This window comes from Ensifer sp. R1-3 (assembly GCF_056739175.1).
In genome coordinates this window covers 2,011,722-2,032,984 of the sequence record NZ_CP096515.1, presented here as the reverse complement: position 1 = coordinate 2,032,984, position 21,263 = coordinate 2,011,722, and the positions used below count along the sequence as shown (strand labels likewise).

The 21,263-nt window shown below is 62.8% G+C and carries 20 protein-coding genes; 11 read left to right on the top strand and 9 right to left on the bottom strand.

The genetic code is table 11. From position 1 onward, the window contains the following. Positions 1-172: 172 nt before the first annotated feature. The 4 genes from M1D43_RS09810 (at position 173) to M1D43_RS09795 (ending at position 4,313) form a co-directional block, all read left to right on the top strand. A complete protein-coding gene (locus M1D43_RS09810; RefSeq protein WP_015007210.1) occupies positions 173-1,153 on the top strand; it encodes an MBL fold metallo-hydrolase in 981 nt (326 codons plus the stop codon). Between the two features lie 190 nt (positions 1,154-1,343). Further along, positions 1,344-2,846, top strand: coding sequence for an IMP dehydrogenase (guaB, locus tag M1D43_RS09805; protein ID WP_153314416.1), 1,503 nt, complete (start codon positions 1,344-1,346; stop codon positions 2,844-2,846). Positions 2,847-2,906: 60 nt separating this feature from the next. Next, positions 2,907-3,323 carry an MAPEG family protein gene (locus tag M1D43_RS09800; RefSeq protein WP_003527202.1) on the top strand — a complete coding sequence of 139 codons (417 nt, stop codon included), beginning with the start codon at positions 2,907-2,909 and terminating at the stop codon, positions 3,321-3,323. Between the two features lie 114 nt (positions 3,324-3,437). Continuing rightward, the gene (locus tag M1D43_RS09795; RefSeq protein ID WP_003527204.1) at positions 3,438-4,313 is read left to right on the top strand and encodes a dienelactone hydrolase family protein; all 876 of its coding nucleotides are present in this window, start codon (positions 3,438-3,440) and stop codon (positions 4,311-4,313) included. Here M1D43_RS09795 and oxyR read toward each other — a convergent pair whose 3' ends face one another. Continuing rightward, positions 4,314-5,267 carry a hydrogen peroxide-inducible genes activator OxyR gene (gene oxyR, locus M1D43_RS09790; RefSeq protein ID WP_192923477.1) on the bottom strand — a complete coding sequence of 318 codons (954 nt, stop codon included), beginning with the start codon at positions 5,265-5,267 and terminating at the stop codon, positions 4,314-4,316. A 175-nt stretch (positions 5,268-5,442) separates the two neighbouring features. On the opposite strand from oxyR, the gene katA reads away from it, so the two are divergent. After that, on the top strand, positions 5,443-6,927 hold the full coding sequence (katA, locus tag M1D43_RS09785; protein WP_010968798.1) for a catalase KatA: 1,485 nt from the start codon (positions 5,443-5,445) through the stop codon (positions 6,925-6,927). A gap of 83 nt (positions 6,928-7,010) precedes the next feature. On the opposite strand, the gene M1D43_RS09780 is transcribed toward katA, so the two are convergent. Beyond that, complete coding sequence (locus M1D43_RS09780) at positions 7,011-7,961, bottom strand: LysR substrate-binding domain-containing protein (protein WP_003527211.1); 951 nt, start codon at positions 7,959-7,961, stop codon at positions 7,011-7,013. 210 nt (positions 7,962-8,171) lie between these two features. On the opposite strand from M1D43_RS09780, the gene M1D43_RS09775 reads away from it, so the two are divergent. The 3 genes from M1D43_RS09775 to M1D43_RS09765 all read left to right on the top strand — a co-directional run bounded on the left by M1D43_RS09775 (position 8,172) and on the right by M1D43_RS09765 (position 9,437). Beyond that, complete coding sequence (locus M1D43_RS09775) at positions 8,172-8,468, top strand: DUF1127 domain-containing protein (RefSeq protein ID WP_153314418.1); 297 nt, start codon at positions 8,172-8,174, stop codon at positions 8,466-8,468. A gap of 277 nt (positions 8,469-8,745) precedes the next feature. After that, positions 8,746-9,042: a type II toxin-antitoxin system HigB family toxin gene (locus M1D43_RS09770; RefSeq protein ID WP_153314420.1), complete on the top strand. Its 297-nt coding sequence runs from the start codon at positions 8,746-8,748 to the stop codon at positions 9,040-9,042. Then, positions 9,042-9,437: a helix-turn-helix domain-containing protein gene (locus tag M1D43_RS09765; RefSeq protein WP_153314423.1), complete on the top strand. Its 396-nt coding sequence runs from the start codon at positions 9,042-9,044 to the stop codon at positions 9,435-9,437. The genes M1D43_RS09770 and M1D43_RS09765 overlap by 1 nt, the downstream gene beginning before the upstream one ends. 60 nt (positions 9,438-9,497) lie before the next feature. On the opposite strand, the gene M1D43_RS09760 is transcribed toward M1D43_RS09765, so the two are convergent. From M1D43_RS09760 to M1D43_RS09735, 6 genes are all read right to left on the bottom strand, one after another. Then, a complete protein-coding gene (locus tag M1D43_RS09760; protein WP_153314425.1) occupies positions 9,498-10,331 on the bottom strand; it encodes a DUF937 domain-containing protein in 834 nt (277 codons plus the stop codon). A 136-nt stretch (positions 10,332-10,467) separates the two neighbouring features. Continuing rightward, positions 10,468-11,841, bottom strand: coding sequence for a glutamate--cysteine ligase (locus M1D43_RS09755; protein WP_153314429.1), 1,374 nt, complete (start codon positions 11,839-11,841; stop codon positions 10,468-10,470). 136 nt (positions 11,842-11,977) lie between these two features. Beyond that, positions 11,978-12,715: a 16S rRNA (uracil(1498)-N(3))-methyltransferase gene (locus M1D43_RS09750; protein WP_153314431.1), complete on the bottom strand. Its 738-nt coding sequence runs from the start codon at positions 12,713-12,715 to the stop codon at positions 11,978-11,980. A gap of 16 nt (positions 12,716-12,731) precedes the next feature. Next, positions 12,732-14,237 carry an inorganic phosphate transporter gene (locus tag M1D43_RS09745; protein ID WP_153314433.1) on the bottom strand — a complete coding sequence of 502 codons (1,506 nt, stop codon included), beginning with the start codon at positions 14,235-14,237 and terminating at the stop codon, positions 12,732-12,734. A gap of 182 nt (positions 14,238-14,419) precedes the next feature. After that, entirely contained in the window at positions 14,420-14,926 is a 507-nt protein-coding gene (locus M1D43_RS09740) for an NUDIX hydrolase (protein ID WP_003527229.1), read from the bottom strand. A 276-nt stretch (positions 14,927-15,202) separates the two neighbouring features. Beyond that, positions 15,203-15,994: a FadR/GntR family transcriptional regulator gene (locus tag M1D43_RS09735; RefSeq protein WP_187292983.1), complete on the bottom strand. Its 792-nt coding sequence runs from the start codon at positions 15,992-15,994 to the stop codon at positions 15,203-15,205. 214 nt (positions 15,995-16,208) lie between these two features. Here M1D43_RS09735 and M1D43_RS09730 point away from each other — a divergent pair, with 214 nt between their 5' ends. Continuing rightward, positions 16,209-17,477 (top strand): DUF3422 family protein, encoded by a 1,269-nt coding sequence (locus M1D43_RS09730; RefSeq protein ID WP_010968806.1) that lies wholly within the window; start codon positions 16,209-16,211, stop codon positions 17,475-17,477. 1 nt (position 17,478) lies between these two features. Here M1D43_RS09730 and M1D43_RS09725 read toward each other — a convergent pair whose 3' ends face one another. Then, positions 17,479-18,375, bottom strand: a complete 897-nt coding sequence (locus M1D43_RS09725) for a LysR family transcriptional regulator (RefSeq protein WP_127638633.1) — start codon at positions 18,373-18,375, stop codon at positions 17,479-17,481. A 199-nt stretch (positions 18,376-18,574) separates the two neighbouring features. On the opposite strand from M1D43_RS09725, the gene M1D43_RS09720 reads away from it, so the two are divergent. Beyond that, positions 18,575-20,014: an FAD-linked oxidase C-terminal domain-containing protein gene (locus M1D43_RS09720; protein WP_003527237.1), complete on the top strand. Its 1,440-nt coding sequence runs from the start codon at positions 18,575-18,577 to the stop codon at positions 20,012-20,014. Continuing rightward, on the top strand, positions 20,011-21,228 hold the full coding sequence (gene glcE, locus M1D43_RS09715; protein WP_153314437.1) for a glycolate oxidase subunit GlcE: 1,218 nt from the start codon (positions 20,011-20,013) through the stop codon (positions 21,226-21,228). The genes M1D43_RS09720 and glcE overlap by 4 nt, the downstream gene beginning before the upstream one ends. Positions 21,229-21,263: the final 35 nt, after the last annotated feature.

Sequence of the window (21,263 nt, the reverse complement as noted above, 5' to 3'; positions counted from 1 at the left end):
GAAACTCGTGCGCGCGGGTCGCGGGTAAGGGGTTCCGATGGCTTTGTCGGGGCGAAACCGGAGATTGAAGATCAAATGCGTGTGATCCCTCCTGTCCATTTCTGTCAAGGCACTACTTCTCGCCTGTGATCACCGGCGCGCGGGCAGCTCCGGTCAACAGGAGGGAATGACGATGGCATTTCAATTGAAGCGGCGGACGCTGTTCGCGGCAGGCGCGGGCGCGTTGGCGGCACCAAGCCTGCTTGCAGGTATTGCCGGTGCTCAGGAAACGGCGGAAAAGGACGGCATGGGCAAGAGCGCGGACTTCAGGACATTGAAACTCGGAAGTTTCAAGGTGACGGTGATCAGCGACGGGACGCGCGCCGCGGACAAGCCGCACGAGATCTTCGGTACCGATCAGCCTGCGGAGTCGGTCTCCAAGCTTCTGGAACAGAATTTCCTGCCGACCAGCGGCTTCGTCAACGGCTTTTCCCCGGTCCTGGTCGATACCGGATCCGAGGTCGTTCTCTTCGACACCGGGCTTGGCGAGGGAGGTCGTGAGGCGGGCACGGGCAAGCTTGCGGAAGGCCTGAAGGCTGCCGGTTATGCCCCGGAACAGGTGACGGTCGTCGTCATCACTCACATGCACGGTGACCATATCGGGGGCCTGACGGAGGGTGGAAAGCCCGCTTTTGCCAATGCGCGCTATGTGACCGGACAGGTCGAGTACGACTTCTGGAAGGACGGCGCCCGCGTCGGCACTCCTGCCGAGAACGGGCACAAGGCGGTGCTGGCGAAGGTCGTGCCGCTGGCGGAAAAGATCACCTTCGTCGCGGATGGCGGCGACGTCGTGCCCGGCATCTCTGCCATGGCCGCGTTCGGTCATTCTCCGGGGCATATGATCTATCGGCTCGAGTCCGACGGCAAGGCCATGATCCTGACCGCAGACACCGCGAACCACTATGTCCTGTCGCTGCAGCGGCCCGACTGGGAGGTCCGCTTCGACATGGACAAGCCGGCCGCGAGTGCGAGCAGAAAAAAGGTCTTCGACATGATCGCAACCGACCGGCTGCCCTTCATCGGGTATCACATGCCGTTTCCGTCCGTCGGCTTCGTCGAGAGCCAGGATCAGGGCTATCGCTTCGTACCGGCGAGCTATCAGTTCGATATTTGAAGAGACGGCTTGTTGCACTGCGACAACAATTCGGCGGGGCCCATAAGATTTGGGCCCCTTGGCTATTTTCATTCCGGCGTATCCGTGTTACCAGCCCTCGCCAACTTCCAAGACAAGCCTTGAAGTCACCCGGTGGACAAGTCGCTGAGCGTCCCCGGGGATTTTTCGTTTATTTGAAGAGGAACTGGCCATGGCGCGCATCATCGAAACGGCAACCGGTCTGGAGGCTTTGACCTTCGACGACGTCCTGCTCCAGCCAGGGCATTCCGAGGTGATGCCGGGCCAGACGAATATCGCCACCCGTATCGCACAGGACATCGAACTCAATCTTCCGATCCTCTCGGCGGCCATGGATACCGTCACCGAGGCGCGGCTCGCGATCGCCATGGCACAAGCCGGCGGCATCGGCGTCATCCACCGCAACCTGACGCCCGCCGAACAGGCGGAAGAAGTCCGGCAGGTCAAGAAGTTCGAAAGCGGCATGGTCGTCAATCCGGTCACGATCGGCCCGGATGCGACGCTTGCGGATGCTCTGGGCCTGATGAAGGCGCACGGCATCTCCGGCATTCCAGTCGTGGAAAACGGCGGCCTGGGCGGGCAGACGCAGGGGCGCCTCGTCGGCATCCTCACCAACCGCGACGTCCGCTTCGCTTCCGATCCTTCCCAGAAGATCTACGAATTGATGACGCGGGAAAACCTCATCACCGTGAAGGAAAGCGTCGATCAGCAGGAGGCAAAGCGCCTTCTGCACAAGCACCGCATCGAGAAGCTCCTCGTGGTCGATCCCGAAGGACGCTGCGTCGGCCTGATCACGGTCAAGGACATCGAAAAGTCCCAGCTCAACCCGAACGCCGCCAAGGATGCGCAGGGCCGGCTTCGCGCCGCCGCCGCCGTCAGCGTCGGCGACGACGGTTTCGAGCGTGCCGAGCGGCTGATCGATGTCGGCGTCGACATGATCGTCGTCGATACCGCCCACGGCCATTCGCAGCGCGTGCTCGATGCGGTGGCACGCGTGAAGAAGCTTTCCAACTCGGTGCGCATCATGGCGGGCAACGTCGCGACGGGGGACGGTACCAAGGCGCTGATCGACGCCGGGGCGGATGCGGTCAAGGTCGGCATCGGCCCCGGCTCGATCTGCACGACGCGCATCGTCGCCGGGGTCGGCGTGCCCCAGCTCGCCGCGATCATGGCGGCCGTCGATGCCGCGCAGGCCGCGGGCATCCCGATCATCGCCGACGGCGGCATCAAATTTTCGGGCGACGTTGCCAAGGCGATCGCTGCCGGCGCTTCGGCCGTGATGATCGGCTCGCTGCTCGCCGGAACCGAGGAGAGCCCCGGAGAGGTCTTCCTCTACCAAGGCCGGTCCTTCAAGGCCTATCGCGGCATGGGGTCCGTCGGCGCCATGGCGCGCGGATCGGCCGACCGCTATTTCCAGGCGGAGGTCCGTGACACGCTGAAGCTCGTGCCCGAAGGCATCGAGGGACAGGTGCCTTACAAGGGGCCGGTCTCCGGCGTCCTGCACCAGCTCGCCGGCGGCCTGCGCGCCTCCATGGGCTATGTCGGCGGGGCCACGATCAAGGATTACCAGGAGCGCGCCACCTTCGTTCGCATCTCCGGCGCCGGCCTCCGCGAGAGCCATGCCCATGACGTGACGATCACCCGCGAGAGCCCGAACTATCCGGGCGGCGCCTGATATCATCGGCGGACGCCGTCCGGCGTCCGCCATGTCCATTGCTGACGCTGAAGAGCACCGATGACAGGCTTCGGAATATTCTGGCCGATGGTGGCCCATGTCGCGCTTGTTTTTGCGCTCTATGCGCTCCTTTCCACGCGTCGGGCATCGCTCATCAGGACGGGCAAGATCGACGCTTCCCTCTTCCGGGAAAACCGCGACGAGCCGGGCGAGAGCCTTATCGTGCGGAACAGCATCGCGAACCAGTTCGAGCTGCCTGTTCTCTTTCATCTTTGCTGCGTGCTGCTCTACCTCACCGAGGCGGACAATCTCCTTTCGCTTGGCCTCGCCTGGCTTTTCGTGGCGCTCCGTTATGCTCACGCCTTCATCCACGTCACCAGCAATCGGCTTCGCTATCGCCAGCCGCTGTTCATGGCGGGTTTCCTTGTGCTCGTCGCGATGTGGACATGGCTTTCCGTCTGGATGGCGATGAGCTGAGGTAACGCAGTTTTGTAAGTCCGTGACCGCGCCGCTGACCTATCCTGTCGCCGGGTGGTCTGCTGCCGCCTGCTACAGCGACATTTGATCTGCCACAGCCCCAGGGAGAGCGTCATGAACAAGCCTGTCATCACCCAGGCGATGATCGATGCCTATGACGAATATACCCATCTCACTTTGGATCGCCGCCGTTTCATGGAGAGATTGACGGCGCTCGCGGGTACGGCTGCGGCCGCCGCCGCAATCGCGCCGATGCTGGCTGCCAACAGTGCCAAAGCCGAAATGATCGCCGAGACGGACGAGCGTATCAAGGGAGAGGACATCACCTATCCCGGCGCCGACGGCGAAATGAAGGGATATCTCGTCAGACCCGCCGATGCGTCGGGCAAGCTTCCCGCCGTCATCGTCATTCACGAGAATCGTGGCCTGAACCCGCACATAAGAGACGTTGCGCGCCGCATGGCGCTCGAAGGTTTCGTGGCGCTTGCGCCCGATTTCCTATCGCCTGACGGTGGGACACCCGATGACGAGGACAAGGCGCGGGAGATGATCAGCGCACTCGACGCAACCGAGACGAATGCGAATGCCGTCGCCACCGTGAGCTTTCTGAAAGGCCATGCGGAAAGCACAGGCAATGTCGGCGCGATCGGATTTTGCTGGGGCGGCGGTCTCGTCAACAGGCTTGCCGTGAACGCACCCGATCTCAAGGCCGGCGTGGCCTATTACGGTGCCCAGGCGAAGGCCGAGGACGTGCCGAAGATCAAGGCGGCGCTGCTGCTGCATTATGCCGGGCTCGACGAGCGCATCAATGCCGGCATAGAGGCCTACCGCAAGGCGCTGACGGAAAACGGCAAGGACGTGACGATCCACGTCTATGAAGGTGCGAACCACGCCTTCAACAACGATACCTCGGCGGCGCGGTACAACAAGGAGGCGGCCGACCTCGCCTGGCAGCGGACCGTCGAATTCCTGAAGACGAAGCTGGTTTGATCATGCGGCCGGAAGAGGCGCAGCTTTCGCCGCGCCTCTTCCGGCCGCGGCAGCGTCCCTTGAGACCTCCCGGGCGCAGGCCGATATGGCGTTTGCAAGTGCGTCCATGTCGCGCGGCCGCGGGTTGCTGCGCCGCCAGATGAGCCCGATCTCGCGAGAGGGCTCCGGGGCGGCGAAGGGCACGATCCGGATCGCGTTGCGTGCGGCTTCGCTCGGTATCGCGATCTCGGGAATGAGTGTCATTCCCATGCCGTTTGCCACCATCTGCAAAAGCGTTGCCATCGACGTGGCGCCGAAACTCAGGAGCTGCCGTTTGCCGGCCGTATTACAGACGGCCAGCGCCTGATCGCGCAGGCAATGGCCTTCTTCGAGCAACAGCAACTGCGAAATATCCACCTGCTCTTCCGTCATCGGCGACATGAGCACCTGCCGGTCGTTCTCCGCCACGGCCATATAGAAGCGATCGGAAAACAGCGCCCGGGTAACGATGCCGTCCCCATCGACCGGCAGTGCCGCCACGACCGCATCGAGCCGGCCGTCGCCGAGATCGGCGATGAGCCGGTCGGTGAGCGACTCCTTGAGCTCTATGTCGATCGCCGGATACCGTTCGCGCAGGTAGGGAATGAGCCTCGGTACGAGATAGGGCGCGAGCGTCGGGATGACCCCGAGGCGGACCCGCCCTTCGAGAGTGCCCGTATTTGTCCGGGCGCTCTCCTCCAATCTGCCGACATCCGCGAGGATGGAACGCACCTGCGCCAGCACTTCCTCGCCCTTGACGGTCAGGAAAACGCCGGCGCGGCTCCGTTCCACCAGCTTCACGCCCAGATGTTCTTCCATCTCCATGATCTGCGCAGAGAGTGCCGGCTGGCTGACATGGGTGAGTTCGGCCGCCTTGCCGAAGTGGCGAGCGGCTGCGAGGGCATCGAAGTAACGCATCTGCCTGAGTGTCAACATGATAGGAAAATCTTATCGTAAATGGCAGGAAATACAATTGGAGATTATCGTCGCGGGATGGGAGAAACCAGTGCCAAGGCCTTCCATGCACTGTGGCGATCGTGGCCGCTGTCGTTCAGCCGTCACGCTCTTCAGCGAGCATCGGAAGCCGAAACATCGAAACAGGAGGGATGTGATGACAGATCGTCCGACGATCACCACCACCGCCGGGGCGCCGGTGCCGGACAACCAGAATTCGCTGACGGCAGGCCCGCGTGGCGGCATCATGCTGCAGGATTATCAGCTCATCGAGAAGCTGGCGCACCAGAACCGCGAGCGCATTCCGGAACGCGTCGTCCATGCCAAGGGCTGGGGTGCTTTCGGCTCGCTGAAGATCACCGGCGACATCTCGCAATACACCAGGGCGAAGTGTCTCCAGCCCGGCGCGGAAACGCCGATGCTGGCCCGCTTCTCGACCGTTGCCGGCGAACAGGGCGCCGCCGACCACGAGCGCGACGTCCGCGGTTTCGCGCTGAAATTCTACACCGATGAAGGCAACTGGGACCTCGTCGGCAACAATACGCCGGTCTTCTTCATTCGCGATCCCTACAAGTTCCCCGACTTCATCCACACGCAGAAGCGTCATCCGAAGACCAATCTCCGTTCCGCCACTGCCATGTGGGACTACTGGTCCCTGTCGCCGGAAAGCCTGCATCAGGTGACGATCCTGATGTCCGACCGCGGCCTCCCGCAGACGCCGATGCATATGAACGGCTACGGCTCGCACACCTATTCCTTCTGGAACGACGCGGGCGAACGCTATTGGGTCAAGTTCCACTTCAAGACCCAGCAGGGCCATAAGTTCTTCACCAACGAGGAAGGCGAGGCGGTCATCGGCAAGACCCGCGAGGGCTATCAGGAGTCACTGTTCTACGCCATCGAGAACGGCGAGTTCCCGCGCTGGACGGTGCAGGTGCAGATCATGCCGGAGCTCGACGTCGAGAAGACGCCCTACAACCCGTTCGACCTGACCAAGGTCTGGCCGCATGCCGACTACCCGCCGGTCGAGATCGGCGTGCTGGAGCTGAACCGCAACCCGGAAAACTATTTTGCCGAGATCGAGAATGCAGCCTTCTCGCCCTCCAATATCGTTCCCGGCATCGGCTTCTCGCCGGACAAGGTGCTGCAGGCCCGCATCTTCTCCTATGCGGACGCCCACCGCTACCGCCTCGGCACGCATTACGAGCACATCCCGGTCAACCAGCCGCGCTGCCCGGTTCACCACTATCATCGCGATGGTCAGATGAACACCTATGGCGGCATTCGCACCGGCAATCCGGACGCCTATTACGAGCCCAACTCCTTCAATGGCCCGGCCGAACAGCCGCTGGCCAAGGAACCGCCGCTCAGAATAGACGGCGACATGTCCCGCTACGACCACCGCGTCGGCAATGACGACTACGTCCAGGTGCGGGCGCTGTTCGGCCTCTTCGACGAAGGGCAGAAGTCGCGCCTCTTCTCCAACATCGCGGCCGCCATGGGCGGCGTCCCGGGCGAGATCATCGAGCGGCAGCTCATTCATTTCGCCCGTGTCCACCCGGAATACGAAGCGGGCGTCCGCCAGGCGCTGAAGACCGCCCACGGCTACGAGGCGGACACGATCAGCACGGCGGCCGAGTAATCAGGCGCCCGTTCCCGACAAGCGCGAAGGCCACGCCTCAGCAAGGCGTGGCCTTCGGCATTGGAGGAGCCGTGTAAGGCGGCTCACCAGCCCGGCAGCATATGGCTCTGCCTGAGGCGCGGATAACGCGGATAGCCCTTGAGATCGCCTTCGAGATCGTCGTTGACGGTGATGGGCGTGATGTTGTCGAGGCAGGCGGTAATATGATTGGTGATCGCGTTCGACAGCGACGGCGAAAGGCCGGGGCGCTTCATGATGCCGATCTGCACCGGCGCCAGCGACGGGAAGCCGTCCGCCAGCGTCAGCACCTTCATGCCCGGTCGCAACGCCGACTCCGGAAGCACGGAGACCGCCATGCCGGCGAGCACCGCGGCGGCAACGACGGTCGAGGACCAGCTCGTGAACAGGATCTGATATTCCTTGCCGGTGGCGTCGAGCGCCGCGCAGGCAGCCTGCCGCCACTGACAGTCGCGCCGGCCGACCGCAAGCGGGATCGGGGCATTCTCGGGCAGCGGATGATTGATGGAGCTTACCCAGCAGAGCGGTTCGGTCCGTACGACGTCGGAAGCCCGCGCACGCGGATTGTGGGTGACGAGCGCGATGTCGAGATCGCCCTTCGCCATTTTTTCCGCGAGGTCCACCGAAGGCTCGCAGATGATGTAGAGCTCGACGTTTGGGTGCGTCTTGGCGAAGCGGACGATGATTTCGGGCATGTAGCGGTCCGCGTAGTCGTCCGGCGTGCCGATCCGCAGCGTTCCCTCGAGGCGGTTGTCGTCGAAGGAGGCGATCGCCTCATTGTTGAGGCGGATCATCCGGCGGGCAAAATTGAGGAGCCTGTCGCCCTCGACGGTCAGCCGGTTGCCCCGGCCATCCTTCATGAAAAGCGGCTTGCCGATCCGTTCTTCGAGGCGTCGCATCTGCATCGACACGGCGGATTGGGTCTTGAAGACACGGTCGGCCGCCTTGGTGAAGCTGCCCGTATCTGCGATTGCTACGAAGGTTTGCAGCTGGTCAATATCGAGCGGTGCGGACATGGCCGGAATACCTATAAGATTGTTTGATGAATATCATTAAAAACATTCGTTGGACTGATCAATAAGGATTTGCGAATGATAATCCGCAAACCACGTCAATCTTTCCGGCCAAAATAGTCGCCGGTTCGCCAAAAGTATTTCGGCCTGCCCCTGCGAACGACCTCCCCGCAGGGGACGGGTTTCTTCGTGCCCGCGAAAAGGAGTTCCGTCATGCGCACGACCCACCACGCCTCCGGTTTCGGCCTCGTTGCGAGCAGGCAGTCGCCTGCAATCCGCACAACAGGCATCGTCGGCGTGCTGACGGCCGTCTGGCGCCTCTATCGAAACCGCTGCCAGATCGCCCGCCTGCAGGATCTCGACGACCGCCAGCTGCTGGACATGGGTTTGAAACGCGAAGACCTGCACGAGGCGCTGACCTCGGCCTTCTTCGAAAACCCGGGCAGCTATCTGACGCGCGCCTCACGCAATCGGGCGAACCTCTTCTACAGGGGAGTGCGCCACGATTGACCCCTCATGGCGCGTCCCGCCGCCTGGGATGCGCCAGTGCGGCATGATCTGCGAAATCTTCGCCCTCGCGCGGATCATGCCGCGAAATTCGCACAGTGCCGACGGCACCTGAAAGTTCCCCGCAGGGTATGAGCCAATAGACCCTGCTGCTTGCCCGGTACATGCCAAGACATGTACCGGGCTTTTTTTGCGCGAGAGCGGGGCGCTGTAGGCTCTGACGCCGCTTTCCTCACAGCTATTATTGACATGTTCCCAATTTGGGAATATCCAAGGGTCCATGCAAATCATAGCGAAGTCCACGTTGAGAGCGATTTGGGAAAAGCATCCTCAAGCAGAAACGCCTCTCAAAACGTGGCACGCGGTGGTTAGGAACGCCAACTGGGCGGGCCCGTCCGATGTGAAGTCGATGTTCGGTGCCAACGTGGATTTTGTGAGCGACAATCGCATCATTTTCGACATATCAGGCAATAAATATCGCCTTGTCGTTCACGTCGCGTACCCGTTCAAAAGAGTGCTGATCAAGTTTATGGGCACCCATGATGAATACGACAAGATCAACCCGGAGAAAGTGTAATGGACAATATTCGCGCCATAAGGAACGATGATGACCTTGCATGGGCCATCCACGAGGTCTCGAAATACTTCGATCAGCCGCCTGAAACCGGAACCGAGGAAGCGGACCGTTTCGATATTCTCTCGACCCTGATCGAGGCTTACGAAAACGAGCATCACCCGATCGAAGCTCCTGAGCCCGTTGAGTTGATCAAGGCGCACATGGAGATGTTCGGCCGTACGCAGGCAGATTTGGCGGCACTTTTCGGCTCCCGTTCCAGGGCCTCCGAAATCTTGAGCAAAAGGCGCGCTCTTACCGTCGATATGATCCGCAGACTTCACAAAGAATGGGGCATCCCAACCGACTGCCTGGTCGAACCGTATCATCTTGTTGGGCCAGATCGTGCCTACGCATAGCGCTTGGCACGAGCCGTAGAAAGCGAACAACCGCCCTCATCCGCCTGCAAATTCCGACGGCTACGCCTTGCCGCCCGAGCCGCCCTTGTAGCTCTCGAACAGCGCGTCGATGCTTTTCTGATATTCCTTCTGCATCTCCAGGCCGCTGTCGAAGAGGCTGTTCATCGCCTGCGAAAACTGGGCAAAAGCTGGGTTATCGGCCGGTGCTTTCTCGGTCGTGCCGGCGCCTCCCATCATCTCCCGATAGGCCTTGAAGAAGGGATTGTCGGCGAATAGGTCGGCTGCTTTCGGCTTATCCCCGGCCCTGCCCATTTCTCCTGCCTTGCCCACGCCGAAGAAGCCCTGCATCGCTTGAGCGAAAGGATTGTCGAAGGGGTTGGACTGCGGTTCGGGCTTCTTGGCGAAGCCCGTCGCCTCCATCCATTGCTGCATCAGCGTCATCATCGGATTGTCGGCGAGCCCACCGCTCATCTGCCCCGTGGTCTGCTTGAAGAGACCCCCCATCAGCGTGCTCGCCATCACCGGGAGCATCTGCTTGTAGATCTCCTGGCCGATCCCCGTCATCTGTGCCGCCTGCGCCGCGATCGCGCGCGACATTTCCTTCGAGCCGAAAAGCTGGCCGAGAATGCCGTTGCCATCGGCGACGCCCTGGGGTGTGAACGCCTGGCTGATGTCTTCGAAATACCGGGCGTAATTGCCGGTCGAGAGCGCCGTCAGCAGCGCGCCGAAGTCGTAGGGGTTCGTGGTATTGTGCTTAAAGCCGGTGGAGAATGCGGGCATCAGCGCGGCCGTGGCTTTCGCCATCTGCTCCTGCGCGAGCCCGAATTGCTTCGCCATCAGTTCGATGGCGTGGCCGTTCTGCGCCTGAGCGAACATGTCAAAAAGCGGTGCCATTGGCGTTCCTTCCCGGACGAGACGCATGTCCTTGCACTATAACGGGAATTGGAGGGCTGGAAACCGCTTTTTCGAAAGCGCCGGACGGGGGCGGAACGAGCCTGTCCGCGGCGCTCCGTCCGGATAAAGGGTCCGCTCAGTATTGGTAGTCGGCGAAAACCGGTTCGACCGATTCGTTCCAGCGGCCGTGATAGAGCGAGAGCATGTCTTCCGCGAGCGTCGCCTTCTTCGCCAGCACTTCGTCAAGCGGTGCCAGGAACTGGCTTTCGTCGATGCCGTCGCCGTTCAGCCGGTTGCGGCGCTTGAGACCGTTGCGCGAAATGGTGAGAACCTCGCGTGCGACGTCGAAGAGCGACCTCGACCGGAATTCGGCCGCGAGCGCTTTTGCGGGCACGGCATCTCTGAGTGCCAGGACCTCTTCGTAACCCCAGTCGCGGGTCAATTCCTCGGCCGCCGACAGGGCCTCGTCATCGTAGAGCAGGCCCACCCAGAACGCCGGCAGGGCGCAGATCCGCCGCCACGGTCCACCGTCTGCCCCGCGCATTTCCAGGAAACGCTTCAGACGGACGTCGGGAAAGAGCGTCGACAGATGATTGGTCCAGTCGCCCATCGTCGGCTGCCACTCGGCGATTTCGCCCTTCAGCGCCCCGTTCATGAACTGGCGGAAGGTGACATGGGTGCAGTCATGATAATGCCCGCCGCGGACGACGAAATACATGGGAACGTCGAGCGCCCATTCCACGTAGTCGCTGAAGCCGAAATCCGGCTTGAAGGCGGTCGGCAACAGGCCCGAGCGCTGGTTGTCGGTATCGCGCCAGATGTCTCCCCGCCAGGAAAGCAGCCCGTTCGGCTTACCTTCGGTGAAGGGGGAGCTTGCGAAGAAGGCGGTGGCGAGCGGCTGCAGCTTCAGGGAGACCTGCATCTTCCGCCGCATGTCCTCTTCCGAGGAGAAGTCGAGGTTAACCTGGATCGTGCAGGTGCGGTACATCATGTCGAGGCCCTTGCTGCCCACCTTGGGCATGTAGCGCGTCATGATGGCGTAGCGCGACTTCGGCATACGCGGCGTCTCGGCGAAGCTCCATTTCGGACTGCCGCCGATGCCGAGGAAACGGATGCCGAGCGGTTCGGCGATTTCTCGAAGCACTGCCAGGTGCTGGTTGGATTCCTTGCAGGTCTGATGGAGGTTCTCGAGCGGCGCGCCGGAAAGCTCGAATTGCCCTCCCGGCTCGAGCGAGATCGCTCCATTGCCCGAGGGCTCGGCAAGGCCGATGACGTTCCCCTCGTCCATGATCGGCTCCCAGCCGTTCCTTTCGGCCATACCGTTCAGGAGCGCCTGGATGCTGGCATCGCCGAAATAGGGCACCGGGCTGTTGTCCGCCTTGAAGAAGGCGAATTTCTCATGTTCGGTGCCGATCCGGAACTTTTCCTTCGGCTTCGATCCCGATGCCAGATAGGCGGTCAGTTCAGCGACAGAGGTAACCGGCGTCTGGTCGGTAGTGTCTCGGGCCATGTTCGTCTTCTTTGCCTGGGCGGCTCCTGCGGGGTCAGCAGGATCGGATGGAGTGCTTGAACCGTAATCAAGTGCGGCGCAAGTCAATTTCTTTCAAGATGCCCTCAAAAAAACTAGGGGCAAGCGGATGGACGGCTCATCGCCAGTCGCCGAGCGTCGCCTGAATGACGGCCATCGCAGCCACTGCCGCGGTATCGGCGCGCAGGATGCGCGGCCCGAGAGGGATCGCCGTCACGAAGTCACGGCTCCGCAACAGGTCCCGCTCCGCCTCCGAAAAGCCGCCCTCCGGCCCGATCAGGAGCGCCAGCCGGCGTTCGGCAATTCCCTCGAGGATGGGCAGTGGATTCTGGCTGTCGTTTCCCTCGTCGCAGAAGACGATGCGCCGGTCGCGCGGCCAGTCCACGAGGAGGTCCTCGAGCTTGCGCGGTTCCTCGACTGCCGGAATGCCGAGCACGCCGCATTGCTCGGCCGCTTCGATGACATTGGCGCGGACGCGTTCGAGGCTGCCGATCTTGCCCTGGACATGCTGCGTCATGACCGGCTGCAGAACGCCGGCACCCATCTCCACCGCCTTCTGCACGAGATAGTCGAGCCGCCCTACCTTGAGAGGCGCAAACAGGTAGACGAGATCGCAAGGGGCGGGCTGAGGGCGCGTCTGCTCGACCGCGACGAGAACCGCCTGCTTGCGCGACGGCATGGCTATCTCCGCCCGCCATTCGCCGTCCCGGCCGTTGAAGACCAGAAGCGATGAGCCTTCACCGAGGCGCAGGACGTTGATGAGATAGTTGAACTGCTCCCTGGTGGTTTCGTGTTTCGCTCCGGCGTGGAGCGGGTTCTCGATGAACAGTCGCTGCATGCGGAAATTGGCGCGCATCGGAATCGGGTACCTTCTAGAGAAACAGGCCGGAGAGGACGAGATAGAGGAAGGCCGAGAGCAGCGCCGACACGGGGACCGTGATGACCCAGGCGGCGACGATCGTCAGGAAGTGGGAGCGCCGCACCAGGCGCCGGCGACGCACTTCCGCAAAATTCGTCTCGCCCTTTTCCATGAATTCGGTCTGGCCCGTCTTGCGCCGGACATATTCGAGCCGCCGTTGCGAGTGACGCGTGTACCACTCGCGAAAGAAGCCGACGCCGAATACGGCGCCCACCGCCGTGTGGGTGGAACTGATCGGCAGGCCGAGAGCCGAGGCAAGCAGAACCGTCACGGCGGTCGCAAGCGCCACGCAGAAGGCGCGCATCGGATTGAGGCGCGTGATCTCCTCGCCGACGACACGGATCAGCAGCGGACCGTAGAGCAGAAGACCCACCGAGATGCCGAGTGCGCCGATGAGGAGTACCCAGAAGGGGGCCTCCGAATCCGCGCTCGAGATCACGCCGTCGACGGCCGAGACGATCGCCGACAGCGGGCCGATCGCGTTCGATACGTCGTTTGCGCCATGGGCGAAGGACAGCAGGGCGGCCGAGAAGATGAGCGGCAGGCGGAACAGCTTGCGAAGCGACTGGTTGCGGTTTTCGAGACCTTCCGACTGGCGGTGGATCCACGGCTTCGACACTATGTAGCAAGCGATCCCGGCCAGCCCGCCTATCGACAGGCCGGTCGGAAGCGGGACAAAAGCCAGATGATCGATGGCAAAGACCGCGACATAGGCCGTGAACGAACCGGCGGTGACACCGAGGACGACAGGCATCCAGCGCCGGGCGGCCGAGATCTTGTCATCGCGGTAGATGACGAACTCCTTGAGAAAGGCGAGGAAGAGTGCGGCAATGACCCCGCCGAGCACGGGCGAAATCGTCCAGCTCGCCGTGATGCCGGCGATCGCCCACCACTTGACGCTGGAAAGCCCGGCGGCGGCGACACCTGCGCCGATAATGCCGCCGATAAGCGAATGCGTCGTCGAAACGGGCGCACGCGAATAGGTCGCGATATTGATCCAGATCGCCGATGAGATAAGCGCCGACAGCATCACCCAGACCAGCCCTTCGGCGCCGACCAGCTGCGTGCCGTCGATGATCCCGGACTCGATGGTCAGCGTGACCTTACGGCCGGCGATCAGCGCTCCGGCGATCTCGAACACCGCCGCAATCCCCAGCGCCACGGGCATCGATATCGCTTTTGCACCGACCGCCGCTCCGACGTTGTTGGTGACGTCGTTGGCGCCGATGTTCATCGCCATGTAGCCCGCGACCGCCGCAGCCGCCACCACCACGGCCGCACCGGAGGCGCCCGTGAAATAGCTCGCCGCGAAGCCCATGCTGAGGATCAGGAAGAGAGCGGCAAGCCCGGGAGCAGCCAACCTGCGCATGACGTGATGCGACGCTTCCTCGGCAAGGCTGAACTTGTCGAGATCCTTGTCGAGCGTCAGCTTTTCGAGGCGCGGTCGCGGCTTGGCCAATGGCTGTTCTCCAACTTTAATATTCGCCAGTAGCGGCACAAACGGGCGTATTCAAGAGGAATTGAAGAGGGGGGACGAAGGGTGGGCCGGGGCATTACCCGATCCGGCATGTCGAAGCCTGCGGCGACCTTGCGTGTTCGACCAGTCGCCGGTGCAGATGCCGTGGGCTTCCGCCCTCGCCGTCAGTTGCTGGAGGCCTTCGGCCGCTGCTCCGGGTCGGGGTCGACGCGTTTGCCGAAATCGAGGATAAGCTCTTTCAGCGAAGGCTCTGCAACGCGCTTTGCCGCCTCACGATAGTCGACCCACTCCAGCCGCCTGCTGCCTTTCTCCGGGAAGTTCTTGCAGAAATCCTCAACTTCGAGCGCATGCACCTGCACCTTGCAGGAGATCTCGAGGCCGTGATCCTTCCGCTTCTGATAGACGTAGGCGCCGATGGCGGCCCTTTGCACCTTGCCCTTCACCCCGGCCTCCTCATAGGCCTCGCGCTCGGCGACCTCGTGCGCCTGCTTGCCCTGCATCGGCCACCCCTTGGGGATGACCCACCGGCCGGTGTCGCGGCTGGTGATCACCAGGATTTCCAGCGCATTCGTCTTCCTGGCAAGCCGATAGCACAGCGCCGCATACTGCATTCGCGCCGGGCGACGCAGCATGAGTTGCACATCAGAAGCGAGCCGGTGCAGAAAGTTCAAGATTCCCGATACTCCTCAACGAATCAGTGGTTGCCGCTGCGCGACCCGAGTATGAACCGTCGCATGCCGCTGTAAATGCGTTCGTCAAAACACGCCGCATTCATTCGGATTCATGCTCTTCCTTTTCGGGACCCATATATTAGCCAACTAACGCAAAGCGCGGAGTCGCGGTTCCGACAGAACCACTGCCCCATACGACCATATGTAGGAAATCGGCGGGAATTTTACCAAGGGGCACTCGCCATCCGTACTTTAGCGCTTGTCGCGCGCGACGGGTCAGGAACCGGAGCGATCGCGCTGCTGCAGGCGCAGACGGGCAATGCGCACCCACTCTCCGCTGCGCTCGGCCTCGCGCGCTGCCGTGGCGACGAAATCGATGTGGCTCTGCGCGGCTGTCTTAGCGGTTTGTGGATCGCCGACCATGATCGCCGCATAGATCGCCTCATGCTGCGCGAGAAGCTGGTCGCGCGCGCCGGGCGCGCCGAAGACGGAATTGCGGTGGAAGAAGATGCCTTGGGTCAGCAGCCTGTAACAGGCCCTGAGGGTGTGAAGCAGGATGATATTATGAGCGCTTTCGCCGATAGCATTGTGCAGTTCGATATCGGCTTCGAGCTCTTCGGCGAAATTGCCGCTCTTGTGCGCGGAGCGCATGCGCTCGATGACGCGGGTAAGAATGTCGCGGTCGAAGTCGGTTGCGCGGGTCGCCGCCAGTTCCGCCGTCAAGCCTTCGAGTTCGCGCCGGTATTCGAGATAGTCCTGCGTCGCCTTGTGGTGGCGTCCGATGAGCTCGATCAGGGGTTTGGAAAAGATCTGGCCGACCACGTCGGCGACGAACGTGCCGCCGCCATGCCGGCTCTCGACGAGACCGCGCGCCTCCAACTCCTTGAGCGCCTCACGCAGGATCGGCCGCGACACGTCGAAGCGCCTGGAGAGTTCTCGCTCGCCCGGCAAGCGATCGCCATCGCGCAACACGCCCTCGAGGATCAGAAGCTCGATCTGCTGCACGACCTCGTCGGCCGTCCGGCTATGGCTGATGCGGGCATAGAGGTCGTCCTGGTTTTCGGTCACGGCCACGTCTCCCGGAGCGCCAAGGGCATTGTGCACAGGTTTCGCCGGCCTCCGCTTCCATTCGGCAATCTAACAGGGCCTATCAAGTGGTCAAATTGATTGTCCACTCTGCGGGTGTTGACAAAGATCGAACTGCGTCAAAGCGCCCTGTTCTTTTTACCTTATCCGTTGATAAGAAGGTGATGATGAACGCGTGAGGGGGAAGAAGCGCTTCATGCCAAAGGGCAGTTTTGCATTTCCGGTGGCGCCCTTGCGCGCCCAGGCGCTCGGCGAGGTCCATTCACGGCCCTATGCGCTGGTGACGACTCCGCGCGTCATCTTTCAACTCGCCTTCATGACGGAGGGCGGTTCGATCGTCGATCACGCCGTGATGTCCGAGTTGTCGCGCTCGCGCGGCATCGCCCCGCCCGGTCGCGACGCCAATCACCACGCGATCCCCTGGGGGCAGGGAACGCTTCGCTGGGAGCGGCACACGGAATTCTCCACCTATTTCTGGGACGCGCCCGCGCCGGAAAGCTTCGGCGGTGAGGTGCCGATCCACCCGTTCGGCGACGGTTTTTCGCCCCCGGGCTCGCTGATTTCCGGAATTCGTCTGGAAATCCGTCCCGATACGCCGGACACCCGCGAGGCCATCGGCGCCTTCGATCCCACGAGCCTCTGTTACAGCGAAACCAAGAATGGCCAGGCGGTGCTCGTGACCGACTTTCGCCAGAACGGCGACGGACTGACCCAGGTGCTCGTTATCGATCGCGGCATGACGGAGGCGGGAACAGGCGCCCTGGTGCAGCGCCTGCTCGACATCGAGACCTACCGCACGCTCGCCATCCTCGGCCTGCCGCTTGCCCAATCGCTGTCGCCGGAGATCCGCCGCACCGAGGACGGCCTGACGGCGGTGACGCAGCGCATGAAGGAGAACGTCCGCGAGGAGGCTGACGAGATGCTGGCGGAGATCACCCGCCTTGCCGCCGATCTCGAAGCGGGTGCCGCCCTCAGCCTTTATCGCTTCGGCGCCAGCCGCGCCTATTACGGCATTGTCCAGGAACGCATCCGCACGCTTTCCGAGACGCCGGTGCCCGGTTACGAGACGATCGGCACCTTCCTCGAGCGCAGGCTGGCGCCGGCCATGCGCACCTGTCAGTCGGTCGAGGAGCGGCAGGCGAACCTTTCGCGCAAGCTCGCCCGCGCTACGGCTCTCCTGAGAAGCTGGATCGACGTCGAACTGGAACGGCAGAACAGCGCCCTGTTGAATTCGATGGATCGCCGCGCCAAGCTGCAATTGCGCCTGCAGCAGACCGTCGAAGGACTGTCGGTGGCGGCGATCTCCTATTATGTCGTCGGGCTCTTCGGCTACCTCGCCAAGGCCGTCAGTCATGAAATACCCGTCGATCCAGGTCTCCTGACGGGCCTCGCCGTTCCCTTCGCGGTCGCCGGGGTCTGGCTGGTGGTGCGGCGCATTCGCCGGCATCACGACGAGCACGGATAGACTATTGCTCCCAGTAGGGCACCGGCCCGTAGAGTGCGGCGAGATAGTCGATGAACTGCCGCACCTTGGCCGGCAGGAATTGCCGGCTCGGATAGACCGCCGAAAGCGTCAGCTTGTGCGATCCTTCCCATTGCGGCAGCACCTGAACCAGTCGCCCCTCCCGAAGTTCCCTGCCGATATCCCAGGTGGAGCGCAGCGCGATGCCGGCACCGGCAATCACCGCTTCGCGGATGATTTCCGACGAGTTGGTGACGAGCGGTCCCTCCGGCCGATAGGAGAGGCTGCCGTCGGGCCCCTCCAGCTTCCAGTTGTCGTTGTTGTGCGCCGGAAGGCAGATGTGCTTCGCGAGTTCGCCGATCTCCGTCGGCGCTCCATGACGGGCGACATAGCTCGGCGCTGCGCAGAGAAGCCGGCGCACCGGCGCGAGCTTGCGGGCGACGAGGCTCGAATCGCCGAGTTCGCCTATTCGGATGGCGAGGTCGAAGCCTTCTGCGACGATGTCGGTGAAATCGTCGGTCAGCACGATGTGCAGCTTCAGGTCGGGATGGTCCTTCATGAAACCGGTCAGATGCGGCGCGATGTGCATGCGGCCGAAGGAGGTCGGCGCGGAAATGCGCAGCGTCCCCTGGACCTGGGAGGAGCGGCCGGAGGCATAGGCCTCCGCCTCCTCGAGGCCGGCGAGAATGCCGAGAACCCGGTCATAGAAACCCTGGCCGGCCTCCGTCAGCGAAATCTGCCGCGTCGTGCGCTGCAGGAGCCGCGTGCCCAACCTGTCTTCGAGCCGCTTGATGCGTTTGGAAATCACGGCTGCGGAAAAGCCGAGCGCGCGTCCCGCCGCCGACATGCTGCCGGTCGACACCACCCGCGCGAAAATTTCGAGATCGCCTAGATTCGTCATCAATCCTGATCATTGTTTCCAGAGGCGAAAAGATCATTAACATTTGCCGGGTGTCCGTCCACCTCTATAAAAGGTTTGAGCGGGACGCACTGAGGTCATTGTTTGTGTATGTCCTTGTCTCAGATCCGCTGCACACTTTTGGGCGACATGCATTAGTGGTAAGCAAAAAATACCACTTTGCTGTGAATGGGAGGCGCTCATGCCGGAGACGATCGGCTTTCTGAAGCCAAGGCAGGCCGTCCTCGACCGTCGGCGGGAAATCGTCGCCGATCTTGCCGATCTGTTGCCGGAAGGCGGCCTCATCAGCGACGAGCGCGGCCTCAAGCCCTTCGAGACGGATGCGTTTATCGCCTATCGGCGGATGCCGCTCGCGGTCGTTCTTCCCGAGACGACGGAGCACGTGGCCGCGGTGCTCAAATATTGCAGCCGCTACGGCATTCCGATCGTGCCGCGGGGCGCCGGCACCTCGCTCTCCGGCGGCGCCATTCCTCAGGAGGACGCGATCGTCGTCGGTCTGTCGAAGATGTCGCGCATCCTGGATATCGACCTGTTCAACCGCACGGCGACGGTTCAGGCGGGCGTGACCAATCTCAATATTTCCGATGCGGTTTCGGCCGACGGCTTCTTCTATGCGCCGGATCCGAGTTCGCAGCTCGCCTGCACCATTGGCGGGAACATCGGGATGAATTCCGGCGGCGCGCACTGCCTGAAGTACGGGGTTACGACCAACAACCTTCTGGGCGTCAAGATGGTGCTTTTCGACGGCACCGTGATCGAACTCGGCGGCAAGGCGCTGGACGCGCCGGGATACGACCTGCTTGGGCTCGTCTGCGGTTCGGAGGGGCAGCTCGGCATCGTCACGGAAGCGACGGTGCGGCTGATTGCGAAGCCCGAAGGTGCGCGGCCCGTGCTCTTCGGATTTGCCTCTTCCGAGTCCGCCGGCAGCTGCGTCGCCGATATCATCGGATCGGGCATCATCCCCGTCGCAATCGAATTCATGGACAGGCCGGCGATCGAGATCTGCGAGGCCTTTGCCCAGGCCGGCTATCCGCTCGACGTCGAAGCATTGCTGATCGTCGAAGTGGAAGGCTCCGAGGCTGAGATGGATGCGACGCTCGCCGGCATCATCGAGATCGCCCGCCGCCACGGCGTGATGACGATCAGGGAATCGCAGTCGGCTCTGGAAGCGGCACTGATCTGGAAGGGGCGTAAGTCTGCCTTCGGCGCAACCGGCCGGATTGCCGACTATATCTGCATGGATGGGACGGTGCCGCTGAGCCAGCTCTCCCACGTCTTGCGCCGGACCGGGGAGATCGTCGCCGGCTACGGTCTGCGGGTGGCGAATGTCTTCCATGCCGGCGACGGCAACATGCATCCGCTGATCCTCTACAACATCAACGATCCGGAAGAAGCTGCCCGCGCGGAAGCTGCCGGCAACGACATACTGAAGCTCTGCGTCGAGGCGGGCGGCTGCCTGACCGGGGAACACGGCGTCGGCATCGAGAAACGCGATCTGATGCTGCACCAGTACAGCAGGGCCGATCTCGGCCAGCAGATGGCGGCGCGCGCCGCCTTCGATCCGCAATGGCTTATGAACCCGTCGAAGGTTTTTCCGCTCGAAGGACGGCCCGCGGCATGATCGTCCATTTCGAACCGGCAAGCGAGGAGGGGATCGCGTCCGTCGTGCGTTCCGCGGCGGCCGAACGAGTCACGCTCGCCGTGGTCGGCGGCGGCACGCGCGCAGGTCTCGGCAATCCCGTGCGTGCGGACAGAGCCCTCTCGACCAGGCGCCTTTCCGGCATCGTCACCTATGACCCGGCCGAGATGACCATGAGTGCGCTTGCCGGAACGCCGCTCGCCGAGGTCGAGTCGGCACTGCACGCCAAGGGCCAGATGCTCTCCTTCGAACCCATGGACCATCGGCCGATTTTCGCAACGACGGGCGAACCGACGATCGGCGGGGTCTTCGCCGCCAATGTCTCCGGGCCTCGCCGCTACGTCGCCGGCGCCGCTCGCGACAGCCTGCTCGGGGTGCGTTTCGTCAACGGCCGGGGAGAACTCATCAAGGCCGGCGGCCGGGTGATGAAGAACGTGACGGGGCTCGATCTCGTCAAGCTCATGGCGGGGTCCTACGGCACGCTCGGCATTCTGACCGAAGTCACCTTCAAGGTGCTGCCACTGCCGCCGGCGGCGGCGACCGTCGTCGTCTCCGGGCTGAACGATGCGGAAGCCGCCGCGGTGATGGCCGAGGCCATGGCGCAGCCGGTGGAGGTTTCGGGTGCGTCGCATCTGCCGGAGAGCGTGCGAAGCCGCTTTCTCGACGGTGCATGGCCGGATGGCGCCGCAACGGTGCTGCGCCTCGAAGGCCTCGCGGCATCCGTTGCCATTCGGGCGGAGAAGCTTGGCGAAAAACTATCGCGCTTCGGGCGGATATCGCAGCTCGACGAGGCGCAGACAAGAACCCTGTGGGCGGAAATCCGCGACGTAAAGCCCTATGCCGATGGCACCAGACGGTCTTTGTGGCGCATATCGGTCGCCCCTTCCGCGGGCCATCAGCTCGTCGCCGCATTGCGCCTGCAGACCGGCGTCGATGCCTTCTACGACTGGCAGGGCGGTCTGGTGTGGCTGCGCATGGAGGCAGACCCGGAGGCGGAGCTGCTCCGCCGTTATATCGGCGCGGTCGGTGGCGGACATGCGGCGCTTCTGCGTGCCGACGAGGAGGCGCGCGGCCGCATTCCGGCCTTTGAACCGCAGCCCCCGGCCGTGGCACGATTGTCGGAACGCATCCGCGCCCAATTCGACCCGTCGGGCATATTCAATCCGGGGCGCGCAGCAGCGTTGGTCCAGAACTAGGCGAAGGGGCCTTTCGCCATCGTGCGGTCTAAAAG

Bases quoted from the DNA above. Each gene is read 5' to 3' on its own strand.
- M1D43_RS09810 (WP_015007210.1), top strand. From the start codon at position 173: ATGGCATTTCAATTGAAGCGGCGGACGCTGTTCGCGGCAGGCGCGGGC.
- guaB (WP_153314416.1), top strand. From the start codon at position 1,344: ATGGCGCGCATCATCGAAACGGCAACCGGTCTGGAGGCTTTGACCTTC.
- M1D43_RS09800 (WP_003527202.1), top strand. From the start codon at position 2,907: ATGACAGGCTTCGGAATATTCTGGCCGATGGTGGCCCATGTCGCGCTT.
- M1D43_RS09795 (WP_003527204.1), top strand. From the start codon at position 3,438: ATGAACAAGCCTGTCATCACCCAGGCGATGATCGATGCCTATGACGAA.
- oxyR (WP_192923477.1), bottom strand. From the start codon at position 5,267: ATGTTGACACTCAGGCAGATGCGTTACTTCGATGCCCTCGCAGCCGCT.
- katA (WP_010968798.1), top strand. From the start codon at position 5,443: ATGACAGATCGTCCGACGATCACCACCACCGCCGGGGCGCCGGTGCCG.
- M1D43_RS09780 (WP_003527211.1), bottom strand. From the start codon at position 7,961: ATGTCCGCACCGCTCGATATTGACCAGCTGCAAACCTTCGTAGCAATC.
- M1D43_RS09775 (WP_153314418.1), top strand. From the start codon at position 8,172: ATGCGCACGACCCACCACGCCTCCGGTTTCGGCCTCGTTGCGAGCAGG.
- M1D43_RS09770 (WP_153314420.1), top strand. From the start codon at position 8,746: ATGCAAATCATAGCGAAGTCCACGTTGAGAGCGATTTGGGAAAAGCAT.
- M1D43_RS09765 (WP_153314423.1), top strand. From the start codon at position 9,042: ATGGACAATATTCGCGCCATAAGGAACGATGATGACCTTGCATGGGCC.
- M1D43_RS09760 (WP_153314425.1), bottom strand. From the start codon at position 10,331: ATGGCACCGCTTTTTGACATGTTCGCTCAGGCGCAGAACGGCCACGCC.
- M1D43_RS09755 (WP_153314429.1), bottom strand. From the start codon at position 11,841: ATGGCCCGAGACACTACCGACCAGACGCCGGTTACCTCTGTCGCTGAA.
- M1D43_RS09750 (WP_153314431.1), bottom strand. From the start codon at position 12,715: ATGCGCGCCAATTTCCGCATGCAGCGACTGTTCATCGAGAACCCGCTC.
- M1D43_RS09730 (WP_010968806.1), top strand. From the start codon at position 16,209: ATGCCAAAGGGCAGTTTTGCATTTCCGGTGGCGCCCTTGCGCGCCCAG.
- M1D43_RS09725 (WP_127638633.1), bottom strand. From the start codon at position 18,375: ATGACGAATCTAGGCGATCTCGAAATTTTCGCGCGGGTGGTGTCGACC.
- M1D43_RS09720 (WP_003527237.1), top strand. From the start codon at position 18,575: ATGCCGGAGACGATCGGCTTTCTGAAGCCAAGGCAGGCCGTCCTCGAC.
- glcE (WP_153314437.1), top strand. From the start codon at position 20,011: ATGATCGTCCATTTCGAACCGGCAAGCGAGGAGGGGATCGCGTCCGTC.